This window comes from Massilia sp. BGA-UO-ETr-WB1 (assembly GCF_059567845.1).
Map to the genome: position 1 here is coordinate 715,156 of NZ_JCAQOT010000023.1, position 12,832 is coordinate 727,987.

At 66.8% G+C, this 12,832-nt stretch carries 10 protein-coding genes; 4 read left to right on the forward strand and 6 right to left on the reverse strand.

What is annotated here, in order from left to right; translation table 11 throughout:
* Positions 1–6: 6 nt before the first annotated feature.
* The 4 genes from AC56DV_RS11635 to fabR form a co-directional block, all read right to left on the reverse strand.
* Complete coding sequence (locus AC56DV_RS11635) at positions 7–2,142, reverse strand: xanthine dehydrogenase family protein molybdopterin-binding subunit (RefSeq protein ID WP_496314433.1); 2,136 nt, start codon at positions 2,140–2,142, stop codon at positions 7–9.
* A 98-nt stretch (positions 2,143–2,240) separates the two neighbouring features.
* Positions 2,241–3,143 (reverse strand): GlxA family transcriptional regulator, encoded by a 903-nt coding sequence (locus AC56DV_RS11640; RefSeq protein WP_496314434.1) that lies wholly within the window; start codon positions 3,141–3,143, stop codon positions 2,241–2,243.
* 129 nt (positions 3,144–3,272) lie between these two features.
* Complete coding sequence (locus tag AC56DV_RS11645; RefSeq protein ID WP_496314435.1) at positions 3,273–4,157, reverse strand: hypothetical protein; 885 nt, start codon at positions 4,155–4,157, stop codon at positions 3,273–3,275.
* 115 nt (positions 4,158–4,272) lie between these two features.
* A complete protein-coding gene (gene fabR, locus AC56DV_RS11650) occupies positions 4,273–4,953 on the reverse strand; it encodes an HTH-type transcriptional repressor FabR (protein ID WP_496314436.1) in 681 nt (226 codons plus the stop codon).
* A 157-nt stretch (positions 4,954–5,110) separates the two neighbouring features.
* Between fabR and AC56DV_RS11655 the strand changes: the two genes are divergently transcribed.
* Together AC56DV_RS11655 and AC56DV_RS11660 are read left to right on the forward strand one after the other, a co-directional pair.
* A complete protein-coding gene (locus tag AC56DV_RS11655; RefSeq protein WP_496314437.1) occupies positions 5,111–6,184 on the forward strand; it encodes a ferredoxin reductase in 1,074 nt (357 codons plus the stop codon).
* Between the two features lie 19 nt (positions 6,185–6,203).
* A complete protein-coding gene (locus AC56DV_RS11660) occupies positions 6,204–7,385 on the forward strand; it encodes a fatty acid desaturase family protein (protein ID WP_496314438.1) in 1,182 nt (393 codons plus the stop codon).
* Between the two features lies 1 nt (position 7,386).
* On the opposite strand, the gene AC56DV_RS11665 is transcribed toward AC56DV_RS11660, so the two are convergent.
* A complete protein-coding gene (locus AC56DV_RS11665; RefSeq protein ID WP_496314439.1) occupies positions 7,387–7,935 on the reverse strand; it encodes a lipocalin family protein in 549 nt (182 codons plus the stop codon).
* A 102-nt stretch (positions 7,936–8,037) separates the two neighbouring features.
* Between AC56DV_RS11665 and AC56DV_RS11670 the strand changes: the two genes are divergently transcribed.
* Complete coding sequence (locus tag AC56DV_RS11670) at positions 8,038–8,817, forward strand: substrate-binding periplasmic protein (RefSeq protein ID WP_496314440.1); 780 nt, start codon at positions 8,038–8,040, stop codon at positions 8,815–8,817.
* Between the two features lie 20 nt (positions 8,818–8,837).
* Here AC56DV_RS11670 and AC56DV_RS11675 read toward each other — a convergent pair whose 3' ends face one another.
* Positions 8,838–9,302: a carboxymuconolactone decarboxylase family protein gene (locus AC56DV_RS11675; protein WP_496314441.1), complete on the reverse strand. Its 465-nt coding sequence runs from the start codon at positions 9,300–9,302 to the stop codon at positions 8,838–8,840.
* A 197-nt stretch (positions 9,303–9,499) separates the two neighbouring features.
* Between AC56DV_RS11675 and AC56DV_RS11680 the strand changes: the two genes are divergently transcribed.
* Positions 9,500–12,799: a DUF8487 domain-containing protein gene (locus tag AC56DV_RS11680; protein ID WP_496314442.1), complete on the forward strand. Its 3,300-nt coding sequence runs from the start codon at positions 9,500–9,502 to the stop codon at positions 12,797–12,799.
* Positions 12,800–12,832 lie beyond the last annotated feature (33 nt).

The window sequence follows — 12,832 nt, forward strand, 5'->3', positions numbered from 1 at the left end:
CTCCTGTCAGGTTGTTTGCAAGGCCGTGGCGATCGGCAGCTTGCGTATGCGTTTGCCGGTGGCGGCGAAAATAGCGTTGGACAGCGCCGGCATCAGCGCCGAGGTGCCCGGTTCGCCCATGCCGCCGGGCGCTTCGTTGCTGGCGACGATGTGGGTTTCGATCAACGGCATTTCGTTCATGCGCAGCACGCGGTAGTCGTGGAAGTTGCTCTGCTCGACGCGGCCGTTCTTGAACGTGATGTCGCCCCACAGCGCGCCGGAGATGCCGAACACCACGGCGCTTTCGACCTGGGCCCGCACCGTATCGGGGTTGACCACCACGCCGCAGTCCAGCGCGCACACCACGCGGCGCACGCGCACTTCGCCATGCTCGACCCGCGCGTCCACCACCATGGCCATGTAGGTGCCGAAGGCGAACTGCACCGACAGGCCGCGGCCGGTGCTGCCGCTGCGCGGCCCCTTCCAGCCTGCCTTTTGCGCGGCCAGCTGCAGTACCGCTTCTGCGCGCGGGTTCTCCTTCAGCAGGGCCAGGCGGTATGCCAGCGGGTCGGCCTTGGCGGCGGCAGCCAGCTCGTCGATGAAGCTCTCCACCACGAACACGTTGTGGGTCGGCCCCACGCCGCGCCAGAATGCGGTGGGGATCTGCGGCGGTTCGTGGCGGGTGTAGTTCACGCGGATCGCCTTGAAGGCGTAGGGCGGTGCTTCTGCGCCGTCCACGGTCTCCGGGTCGAAGCCGTTGTTGAATGCCTGCGGCAGGAAGCGCCCCAGCACCGAGGAACCGGTCAGGTGATGGAACCAGGCCACCGGCATGCCCTGTTCGTCCACGCCGGCGCGCACCCGGTCGTAAAAATAGGGGCGGTACATGTCGTGCTGGATGTCTTCCTCGCGGCTCCAGATCACCTTCACCGGGTGCTTCACCTCCCGCGCGATGCGCACCGCGCGCTCCACGCCGTCGATTTCCAGGCGGCGGCCGAAGGCGCCGCCCAGCAGGAAGTTGTGCACGGTGACTTGCTCTTCCGGCAGGCCTGTCACCTTGGCGGCCACCGCGCGGGCGCGGGTGAGCACCTGGGTGCCGGTCCACAGCTCGCAGCGGTCCTCCTGCACGTGCACGGTGCAGTTCATCGGTTCCATGGCCGCGTGGGCCAGGAAGGGCAGCTCGTAGGTGGCTTCCAGCACGCGGCTGGCCTTGGCCAGCGCCTGTTCCGGCTCGCCGTCGCTGCGCACCTTGGCGGCGGCCCGCCCGGCTGCCTGCGCCATGTCGGCCACGATGTCGGCAGTGGACAGCCGGGCATTGGGGCCGTCGTCCCAGCGCAGGGCCAGCAGCGACAGGCCTTTCTGCGCCGCGCCGTAGTTGTCCGCCACCACGGCGGCGCAGTCGTCCAGGCGCACCACCTGGCGCACGCCGGGTACCTTGAGCGCGGCCGCTTCGTCCAGGCCCGCCAGGCGGCCGCCGTAGGCCGGGCTGATGGCCAGCGCCGCCACCTTCATGCCTGGCAGCTGCACGTCGATGCCGTACCGGGCCGAGCCATTCAGCTTGCCCGGCGTGTCCAGGCGGCGCGCGGCTTTGCCGATCAGCCTGAATTCCCTGGGCGGCTTCAGGACGATGGTTTCCGGCGCCGGCAGCGGCAGGGTGGCGGCAGCTGCGGCCAGCTCTCCGTAGCGCAGCTTGCGGCCGGTGGCGGCATGGATCACGGCGCCTTGCTGCGCACGGCAGCCCGACGGGTCGACCTGCCAGGCTGCGGCGGCAGCCTGCACCAGCAGCATGCGGGCGGCGGCGCCGGCCTGGCGCATCGGCAGCCAGGCGGCGCGGATGGTGGTCGAACCGCCGGTGACCTGGAAGCCCAGCGCGGGATTGACGTAGCGCTTGTCGTCAGCAGGGGCATGCTCCAGCACCACGTCCTTCAGGTCGAGCTCCAGCTCTTCGGCTATCAGCATCGGGATCGAGGTATAGGTACCCTGGCCCATCTCCACGTAGGGCATGGTCATGGTGACCTTGCCGTCGCCGGCGATGCGCAGCATGGCATTGGCTTGCCAGGTCCCGCTTGCGGCGCTGTCGCGCGCGCGGGCGCCGGGGAGGGCAATCTGCAGCAGCAGGCCTCCCCCGGCCGCCATCGCTTTGAGGAAAAATCGACGATCGGTCATGCTCGCTCCTTGCAGTAAGATTGCGAGGATTATACGAAGCGCTTGCAGCGCCGAAGGGACGAAAAACCGGCAAAAACGGCCATCGCCGGGCCGCCGTTTTACATGCTGAGCGAGATACTCGCCGAGCGGGAGTTGCGCATGAATTTCTGCGGCGGTTCGCCCAGCACCCGCAGGAATGCGCGGCGCATGCGTTCATCGTCGCCGAAGCCGGTCTGGGAGGCGATGCGCGTGGCGGACGCATGGCCGCTTTCGATCAGCGTGCGCGCCGCCTCCACGCGCAGCTTCTCAATCGCCTTCGCCGGAGACATACCGGTCTCGGTCTGGAAGGCGCGGCTGAAATGGCGCGGACTCCAGTTGACCAGGTCGGCCAGCTGCTGGATGCTCAGCGGCTCGCGCAGATTGTCCTTGATGAAGGTGAGCACGCGGCGGATGCGCTCCTGCCTGGGGTCCAGTTCGGCCAGCAGCGAGAACTGGCTTTGTCCTCCCGAGCGGCGGTGGTAGAGCACCATGGTCTGGGAAATCTTCTTGGTGATCTCGTGGCCGAGGTCCGCTTCCACCATGCCCAGCACCAGGTCGATGCCGGCAGTCATGCCGGCCGAACTCCAGACATGGCCGTCGCGGATGAAGATCTTGTCCGGCACCACATTGGCAGCCGGGAAGCGGCGCGCGAGCGCCTCCGCGAAGCCCCAGTGCGTGGTGACCGAGCGGCCGTCGAACACGCCGGCCTCCGCGAGGATGAAAGCCCCGGTGCAGATGCTGGCGATCCTGCGCGAACTGCGCGCGGCCGCCTGCAGCCGTTCCACCATGCCGGCGCTGGGTGCCGGGATGGCGGGGGAACTGCCCACCAGCACCGTGTCGTAACGCTGGTCGCTAAAAGCGGCGCTTTCAACGCCGACGCCGGACATGCTGCTGACCAGGCCACCGGCCATGGAAACGATATCGACCGAATAGCTGTCCGGCGCGAAATGGTTGGCAATGCCAAACACCGACAGGACGGACAAGTCGAGTATGTGAAATCCGCGGTATATGACCAGTGCTACTTTGGCTGCCACTGCGGCCTCGCTTTGAAAAAGTCAGAAAAACCATCTGCTTGCCGGGACAGATAGTGTCGCGCGTTGCCGCGTTGCGCGTTAATCGCCGGCGAGCCAGTGCGCCGCGTTGACCACATAGCGCTGGATGTCCCGCAGCGCGGCCGGGTTGGCGGCCATGCCGTCCCCGGGCGCTTCGCTGACGAAGGCGGGACAGCCGGCGGCCGTGTCCCAGTTGTAGTCGCAGAAGTGATGGAAAGAGCTCTGGGCGATGGCGCGTCCGTGCTGTTCGCTGCGCTCAAACGCGACGGCCAGGTTGAACCGCGCGCCGCTCGCCAAGCTCTTGCCGGTGGCAATCACCCGTGCCGGTTCGCCTTGCGGGGCGCTGACGGCACCCTCGTGCGGATGGGCGGGGAAAAAGCGGATCGCGCCGGTGGGCGAGGCTGGATCGGCCAGTACGGGGTGCACGGGGCCGGCCACAGTCAGCTCCTGGTAGTCGCCATTGCGTCCCGAATGGTAGTTGGGCCAGTGGATATAACCGGTGGCGGTATCGTCGTTGACCTGCCGGTTCACATCCGTTTCCGGATTCCGCGTGTGGAAATGGTGCGCGGCGCCGACCCCTCCCAGGCCGCAGACTGAGGATCCCAGGTCCATGTGGTCGCGCGCCACCAGCAATCCGCCTCCCTGGCGGCGGAAGCGCTCGATCGCCTCGCATTCCACTGTATGTATCCCGGCGCCGGTATCGACCGCGAGCAGCCACAGGACGTCGATGCCGCCCTTGTCAAGCCGGGACAGTACGCTGTCGGGCGCTGCGCCGGCATCGCGGTCCCTGGCGATCACCTCGAAGGCTGGCCGCCCCTGCGCGTCGCGCTGTTCGGCCAGCAGGCGCACCAGGAGGCCGAAGCGTGCAATGGACCAGTCGCCGCGGGTAGCGGGAATGGTGGTCTGGACCAGAATTGTGCGCGGTCCGCGCAGATTGTTCGCCATGCGAGTGTCGCTCCTGTGAAGCCATGCTTGAGATGGCCGCATTATAGGAGCGGCCAGCCGCAGGAAAAGGACAACTACCCCTCGTTTCCTGCCATTCCGCCGCACGGCCTTTCCGCTACCCCCGGCGGGACAGCACGGCCGCCTGGTGGGCGTCCTTCTCCTGCCACTTGGACGCGCCCAGCAGGATCACGTGCAGCTGCTGCACGAAGTTTTCCTCCATCTCGCCCTCCAGCAGCGGCTGGCCGGGCGGCAGGTCCAGGATGTCGGTGGCGGCCGCCAGCATGGTCATGACGATCAGGCCGCACACCATCTGCAGGCGCGGGGTCGGCAAATCCCTGTAGCGGCCCAGCGCGCGGATATCCTGCGCCATTTCATTGGTGAAGTGGGTGACGTCGGTGCGGATCGCCAGGCGCAGGATGCGGCTGCCGCCCGAGCGCTCGGTGGCGATGAACTGGAACTGCAGCCGGTTCGCCTTCACATAATCCAGATACACCCGCACCGAGCGGCGCAGGATGGAGCCGCGCGACACGTCGATCTGGCGTGCCTCGCGCAGCAGGCGGCGCAGGGTGATGCCCATCTCGTCCACCAGTTCCAGCCCCAGCTCGTCCGTATTGCGGAAGTGGCGGTAGAAGGCATTCGGCACCACGCCGGCCTGGCGCGCGATCTCGCGCAGGCCCAGGCTGGTGAAGCTGCGGCCTTCGCCCACCAGGGTCAGCGCCGCTTGCAGCAGTGCCTTGCGGGTGCCGGTCTTGCGCTCCGGCCGCGCCGCGCCTTCTTCGGTTTCGTGATCGCTCATAGGTCTCATGTGTACAGGTGTATCCCTATTTTACACGGCCATGACAGGCAAATGTGACAGGTTGATGACAGGTTTGCCTGTTATTTAATCACGCGGGGCTTGACTTGATGTGTACAAGTGTACACAATCATGGCAATCCTTATTATTTGCTATGCCCATGACTTTACGATCTTCCCTGGCCAGCCTGGCGGACATGTTCGCCTACCCGCTGCGCCACTCGCACTACGTGGAGCTGGTGAACCCGCTCTGGACCTCGCACGCGCTGATGGCGCGTGTGGTCGCCGTGCACGAAGAGACCGCCGACAGCCGCACCCTGACCCTGCGCCCCGGCGCCGGCTGGCGCAGCCACCGTCCCGGCCAGTTCGTGCGCCTGGGCGTGCCGATCGGCGGCCAGCGCCACACGCGCACCTATTCCATCTCGTCCGCGCCCGACCGCGAGGACGGCTGCATCACCGTCACCGTGAAGGCGGTGGCCGAGGGCAGGGTGTCGCAGCGCCTGGTGCGCCAGGTGCGCGTGGGCGAGTACCTGCCGCTGGGCGAGCCGCAAGGCGATTTCGTGCTGCCCGAATCGATGCCGGTGCATCCGCTGTTCATCACCGGCGGCAGCGGCATCACGCCCGTCATGAGCATGCTGCGCAACTACGTGCAGGAATACGAAGTGGTGCCGGACTCGGTGCACATGCACTACGCGCCGCGCGCGAACGACGTGATTTTCGGCGCCGAACTGGACAAGCTGGCCGCCACCCAGCGCCATTACCAGCTGCAGCGCTACTACACACGGGAAGGCGGCGCCCGTTTCAGCGCCGCGCAACTGGAAGCGGCCTGTCCGGACTGGCGCGAGCGCGAGGTGTGGGCCTGCGGCCCGGCCAGCCTGCTGGAAGCGGTGGAGGCGCACTGGCAAGCCGCAGGCCTGGCGCACATGCTGCACGTGGAGCGTTTCCACGCGCCGCTGGCCGCCGCCACCGGTGAAGCCACCGCCGGCCGCGTGCTGTTCGCCGGCAGCGCCACCGAGGCGCAGTCGGACGGCGTCACCTGCCTGCTGCGCATCGCCGAAGACGCCGGCCTCAATCCCAAGCACGGCTGCCGCATGGGCATCTGCCATGGCTGCGACACCAAGCTGGTCAGCGGCAGCGTGCGCGACCTGCGCAACGGCGCCCTGATCGCCGAGCCGGGCGACACCGTGCAAGTGTGCGTCTGCAGCGCAGTCGGCGACGTCGAGCTGGCGCTGTAAATCAATCTACGAGAATTCCATGCCTATTCCATCCCACCTCACCCCCGCCGACATCGCGGCCTTTGGCAGCGAGATCGAATCCATCCGCAACGAAGTCATGGCCAGCCGCGGCGAGCGCGACGCGCGCTACATCCGCCGCCTGCTGAAAATCCACCGCTACCTGGAAATCAGCGGCCGCCTGGCCATTTACGCCAGCCTGGCGCTGCTGCCGCAGTGGGGCCATGCGCTGGCCGGCTGGGCCTTCTTCTGGCCCGCCATGGTGCTGGGCGTGCTGGCGCTGGGCGCCGCCAAGATCCTGGAGAACATGGAGATCGGCCACAACATCCTGCACGCGCAATGGGACTGGCTGCGCGACCCGGACATCCAGTCCGGCCGCTGGGAGTGGGACCACGTGTGCCCGTCCGACCAGTGGAAGCACGCGCACAACGTCAAGCACCATACCTGGACCAATGTGCTGGGCAAGGACGCGGACGTGGCCGGCTATGGCCTGCTGCGCCTGTTCTCCGGCCAGCGCTGGAAACCCTTCAACCTGGGCAACCCGCTGTGGGCCTTCCTGCTGGCGGTGTTCTTCGAGTGGGGCATCGCGATCCAGGAGCTGGAGCTGGGCCGCGTGATCCAGGGCCGCCTGAAGTGGGCCACCTTGCGCCCGATGTGGCTGCGCACGCGCAGCAAGATCCTGCGCCAGGTGCGCAAGGACTACCTGCTGTTCCCGCTGCTGGCCGGCCCGTTCTTCTTCTACGTGGCGGGCGCCAACGCGGCGGCCAACATCGTGCGCAACCTGTGGACTTATCTGATCATCTTCTGCGGCCACTTCCCGATGGACGTGCACGTGTTCACCAAGGCCGAAGTGGAAAACGAATCGCGCGCGCACTGGTATGTGCGCCAGCTGCTGGGCTCCTGCAATATCAAGGGCGGCCGCTTGTTCCACATCATGAGCGGCAACCTGAGCCACCAGATCGAGCACCACCTGTTCCCGGACATGCCGAGCAACCGCTACGCCGACGTGGCGCCGCGCGTGCGCGCGCTGTGCGCCCAGTACCGCCTGCCGTACAACACCGGCTCGCTCACGCGCCAGTTCGGCACCACGGTGCTGCGCATCCTGCGCATGAGCTTCCCCGGCTACAGCCCGATGCTGGACGGCCCGCCGCCGGCCCGCCCGCAGCGCGCGCGCAAAACCGGCGAGGCGGCGACGTCCGCTTGAATCACTTCTTCCCAGCCTGCGGCGTGCTCACCAGCTTCTGCAGGCTGTATCCCTGCTTCTCCAGGCGCGCCAGCAGCGCCGCATAGGCTTGCGGCTCCACCTGCGGGGCGCGTGACAAAATCCACAGGTACTCGCGTGTCGGCTCGCTCACGGCAGCCAGTTGGTACTGCTCGTCCAGATCGATCACCCAGTAGTCGGCCCATACGAAGGGCAGGAAGGACAGCCAGGCCGGCGCGAAGCGCACTTCCAGCTTGGGCGAAGTAGCGTCGCCCACCTGGCGGCCTTCGGCGGTGGCGACGATGGCTTCGCCCTTTTCGATCGCGCAGCGGTTGGTCACCTGCACCGTCTTGTCGGGCTGCAGCGCGTAAGTTGCGGTGGTGCTGCCCACGCATTTGCGCTGGAAGTAATTGGGGTATTTCGCGATTTCGTACCAGGTGCCCATATAGCGCGGCACGTCGAGCGCCGGAATGGGCTGCACCGGCTGCGCGGCCTGCGCGCGCGCGGCGGTGCAGGCCAGGATAAGGCTTGCGGCGGTCAGCAGTTTATACATGGAATACCCTCTCTGGCGAAAGCGCCATGGTAGCGCCTGAGTCAAGGTTGTGCTGCGGAAATCGTGCAGACTCAGGTTTCCAGAATCCCCTATACTGGCGAAATGAAACTCGCCCTCTTGCTGGCGCTGACTTTGGCTCTGCCGGCTGCGGCCGAATGCGACAAGGTCATCGTCTCCGCCGATCCAGACTACCAGCCGCTGCACTGGTACGACGGCCAGACCCTGCGCGGCGCCAGCATCGACCTGGCCGTCCGCGTGCTGGAAGATATCGGGGTTCCCTACGAGGTGCGCTACGCCGGCCCGTGGAAGCGGGTGCTGGGCGCGGCGCAGGCCGGTCAGGTGGACCTGGTGGCGACGCTGAAGAATTTGCCGGAACGCGAACGCTACCTGGCGTTTGCGCCAACCGCCGCGTTTCCCAATCCGGTCGCCATCTTCGTCGACCGGCAGCGCAGCTTCGCCTACGACAGCTGGGATGACTTGGCGGCGAAGCGCGGCGGCGCCGCGCTGGGCAACCGCTTCGGTCCCGAATTCGACAAATTCGCCGAAACGGAACTGCACTTGCAGGAATCCGGCACGCTGGACACCAATTTCCGCAAGCTGGGCCTGGGCCGCATCGACTATTTCGTGGTCGGCCTGTACGCAGGGGAGGCCTACCTGGCCACCCACGGCCTGGGCGGGCGCTACATGGCACTGCGCCCCTTCGCCACCGAGGACAAGAACTATTTCGCCTTTTCCCGCAACAGTCCCTGCCTCAAATACCTCGAACCGTTCGAGGCGCGCCTGCGCACGCTGGTGAAATCCGGCGCCAGCGTGGCCATCCTGAACGCCAATCTGCGGCGTACAGGCATCCTGCTGGACGGCGCCAGCCTGACGCACAAATAGCGCGGCGCAGACCTTGGCGCTTACATGCCTGGAGGCGGCACTTCCGGGATCTGGTTGTGCAGGCTAAGGTTGATCGTGTTCCAACCCTTGATGACGGCGATGGCGTACGCCATTTCAGCCACTTCGGTTTCGTTGAAATGCTCGCGCAGCTCGGCGTAGGCGGCGTCCGTGTCGTCCTTGTGCGGCAGCGCGTTCACGGCTTCGGCCCAGCCCAGCGCGGCGCGTTCGCGGGCGCTGAAGAAGGAGGCGGGGGCTTCGCGCCAGCCGGCGATGGCGTTCAGGTGGCGGTAGTCCGCGCCTTGCTTCACCAGGTCGCGCCAGTGCATGTCCACGCACACGCCGCAGCCGTTAATCTGCGACACGCGCAGGTTGATCAGTTCCACCAGGCGTGCGCCCAGCGAGCTTTGCTTGACGGCGCCGGACAGGGCGATCATGGCCTTCAGGGGAGCGGGGGCCAGGGTGAAGAACGGGATGCGTGCACTCATGATGGTCTCTCTTTTCAGTGTGGGGCAACACCCAGTGTGCTGCCTTCATACTCATAAGACGTGGGCCGTGGGCGGCTTGTGACAGCTTTTCCGAAAATTCCTGGAAAAATCTGCAAAAACACTCACGAGGATGCGCAATCGGCGCCGGGGGATTGAGACATAATCGGCCATTCCCTCGTCCGTCTGCAAGGTTGCCCGTGGCCCGAACTTTCCCTCTCATCCTGCTCGCCGCCTGCTGGCTGGCCGTCCCCCTGCACGCCGCCGAAGTGCGCGACCTGTCCGGCCAGTGGCGCTTTGCCATGGACCGCGCCGACGAGGGCGTGGACAAGGCCTGGTACGGGCGCGACCTGGCGGACAGGATCGCCATCCCGGGCATCCTGCAGGCGCAGGGGCAGGGTGACGAGATCAGCACCAAAACGCCTTGGGTGCTGTCCCTGTACGACAAGAGCTGGGACCAGCGCGAGGACTACAAGCCGCACACGGCGCCGGGCAAGGTGAAAGTGCCGTTCCTGTCCCAGCCCGTGCGCCACTACCTGGGCGCGGCCTGGTACCAGCGCGACGTGGACGTGCCCGCATCCTGGAAGGGCAAGCGCGTGGTGCTGTTCCTGGAGCGGCCGCGCTGGGGCTCCACCGCCTGGGTGGACGACAAAAAGATCGGCTCCAACCTGAGCCTGGTGGCCGAGCACGAGTACGACCTGGGCCTGCTGGCGCCGGGCAAGCACCGCGTGTCCATCCGCGTGGACAACCGCATGCTGATGGCTTACCGGCCGGATGCGCACAGCGTGTCCGACTCGCTGGGCATGAGCTGGAACGGCATCATCGGCAAGGTCGAACTGCGCGCCACCACGCCGGTGTGGCTGGACGACGCGCAAGCCTACCCGAATGTGCAGGACAAATCGGTGTTGCTGAAGGTCCGCATCGGCAACGCGGCCGGCCGCGCGGGCAGCGGCGTGCTCACGGCGAACGGCGTGGCGCACAAGGTAAGCTGGGGCGAGGGCGGCGGCACGGCCGAGATCAAGGTGCAGTTCCCGGCCGCCGCCCAGACCTGGGACGAGTTCCATCCCGCCCTGCACAAGATCAAGCTGCAATTGAAAGGCGGTGCGGCCACGGAAGCCAATGACGCCCGCGAAGTCAGCTTCGGCTTCGCGCAGATTGCCGCGAAGGGCAAGGACTTCGTGCTGAACGGCCGCCCCCTGCTGCTGCGCGGCACCCACCACGGCGGCGACTTCCCGCTCACCGGCTATCCGCCCACGGACGTGGCCTATTGGCGCAAGATCTTCCAGATCAATAAGGACTGGGGCATCAACCACATCCGCTTCCATTCCTTCTGCCCACCCGAGGCGGCGTTCCAGGCGGCCGACGAAGTGGGCGTGTATCTGCAGCCTGAGCCCGGCATGTGGAACGAGGTGTCGCCCGGCACGGCCATGGACAAGATGCTGTACGCGGAAACCGAGAGAATGATACGGGCCTACGGCAACCATCCGTCCTTCGTGCTGTTCAGCCCAGCCAACGAGCCCAAAGGGCGCTGGAAGGAAGCCTTCGACAAGTGGATCGCGCACTACCGCGTGGCCGACCCGCGCCGCCTGTACTCCAACGGCACCGGCCACACGGAGAAGGAAGTGCCGGGCCTGGGCGAGGGCACGGACTTCCTGGCCATGCAGCGCATCGGCCCCAAACCGCTGCGCGGCAACAAGGCATGGTTCGGCAAGGACTACGGCGAATCGCTGACGGACATCCACGTGCCGGTGGTGTCGCATGAGACCGGGCAGTGGGTGGCCTATCCCGATTTCAGCGTGATCGACAAGTTCAAGGGCTATCTCAGGCCGGGCAATTACGAGATCTTCCGCGACTCGCTGGCCAGGCACGGCATGGCCCACCGCAACAGGGACTTCGCCTACGCCTCCGGAAAATTCCAGCTGAACAGCTATAAAGAGGACATCGAGGCCAACCTGCGCACCCCCGGCATGATGGGCTACCAACTGCTGGACCTGCACGACTACCTCGGCCAGGGCACGGCGCTGGTCGGCGTGCTCGACACCTTCTGGGAACCGAAAGGCTACGCCACGGCCAGGGAATTCCGCCGCTTCAACGGCCAGACCGTGCCGCTGGCGCGCGTGATGAAGCGCGTCTACACCTCCGATGAGACGCTGACGGCGGAAGTGGAGATCGCGCACTTCGGCGAGCGCCCGCTGGCCCATGCGCGGCCGTACTGGAAGCTGGTGGACCCGGCGGGCAAAGTGGCCGCCGGCGGCGACTTCCCGGAACAGGCCATCGGCATCGGCAAGAACATCAAGCTTGGCACGGTGCAAGCCGCGCTGTTGGCGTTGCCGGCGCCGCAGGCCTACAAGCTGGTGGCCGGCCTGCGCGGCACGGACGTGGAGAACGACTGGAACATCTGGATCTACCCCGCGCAGGCCGATGCGGCCGCGCCGGACGGCGTGCTGGTGACGCATAGTTGGCCGGCGGCCGAGGCCAGCTTGAACGCGGGCGGCAAGGTGCTGTACCTGCCGCTGGCTGCGGACCTGGACTGGAACTCGCCGCCGCTGGACACGGTGCCGGTGTTCTGGAACCGGCTGATGAACCCGGCCTGGGGCCGCATGCTGGGCGTGTGGGTGGACCAGCGCCACGCCGCGCTGGCGGGGTTCCCCACCGAATCCTTCAACGACTGGCAGTGGAACGAACTGGTGGCCGGCACCCGCGCGGTGAACCTGGACCGCTTGCCGCAAGCCCTGCAGCCCATCGTGCAGCCGGTGGACGACTGGAACCGCAATTTCAAGCTTGGCCTGCTGTTCGAAGCGCAGGTGGGCAAGGGCAAGCTGATGGTGGCCAGCGTGGACCTGGAACGCGACCTGGAGCGCCGCGTGGTGGCGCGCCAGCTGCGCAAGTCGGTGCTCGAGTACATGGCCGGCGGCGCCTTCAAGCCGCAGACAGCGCTCACGGCGCCGCAGATGCGCTCCGTGCTGTTCGACACCCAGGTGATGAAGAAGCTGGGCGCCACGGCCGCAACGGCGGCGGGCGGGCGCGATGCGGCCAGCGCCATCGACGGCGACCCGAACACCTTCTGGACCGCCGCCGGCAAGGACGGCGCCACGCGCGAGCTGGCGCTGGCCTTCCCGCAGCCGGTATCCTTCTCCGGCCTGGTGCTGATGCCGCGCCAGAACCACCGCGACCACGAAGGCGACGTGCGCGACTACGTGATCCACATCAGCGATGACGGCGCCAGCTGGCGCGAGCTGAAACGCGGCGCGCTGGTGTCCACCTTCGACCAGCAGAGCATCGACTTCGGCCAGCCCGTCACGGCGCGCCATCTGCGCTTCACCGCGCTGTCCGGCTTCGGCAGCGACACCAGCAGCTCCCTGGCCGAGCTGGCGCTGCGCTACACCGGCCCGGCGCTGCCGGAAAACGCCGGCCCGCTGACCTACAAGCGCGTGAAATCCGCCTCCAGCGACATCGACGAAAACCTGCCGGCCGAGGAGAAGAAAAAACCGGTGCAATAGGGGCGCGCACGATTGAACACACTATTGCTCAAA

Bases quoted from the DNA above. Each gene is read 5' to 3' on its own strand.
- AC56DV_RS11645 (WP_496314435.1), bottom strand. From the start codon at position 4,157: ATGGCGAACAATCTGCGCGGACCGCGCACAATTCTGGTCCAGACCACC.
- AC56DV_RS11675 (WP_496314441.1), bottom strand. From the start codon at position 9,302: ATGAGTGCACGCATCCCGTTCTTCACCCTGGCCCCCGCTCCCCTGAAG.
- AC56DV_RS11635 (WP_496314433.1), bottom strand. From the start codon at position 2,142: ATGACCGATCGTCGATTTTTCCTCAAAGCGATGGCGGCCGGGGGAGGC.
- fabR (WP_496314436.1), bottom strand. From the start codon at position 4,953: ATGAGCGATCACGAAACCGAAGAAGGCGCGGCGCGGCCGGAGCGCAAG.
- AC56DV_RS11670 (WP_496314440.1), top strand. From the start codon at position 8,038: ATGAAACTCGCCCTCTTGCTGGCGCTGACTTTGGCTCTGCCGGCTGCG.
- AC56DV_RS11665 (WP_496314439.1), bottom strand. From the start codon at position 7,935: ATGTATAAACTGCTGACCGCCGCAAGCCTTATCCTGGCCTGCACCGCC.
- AC56DV_RS11660 (WP_496314438.1), top strand. From the start codon at position 6,204: ATGCCTATTCCATCCCACCTCACCCCCGCCGACATCGCGGCCTTTGGC.
- AC56DV_RS11655 (WP_496314437.1), top strand. From the start codon at position 5,111: ATGACTTTACGATCTTCCCTGGCCAGCCTGGCGGACATGTTCGCCTAC.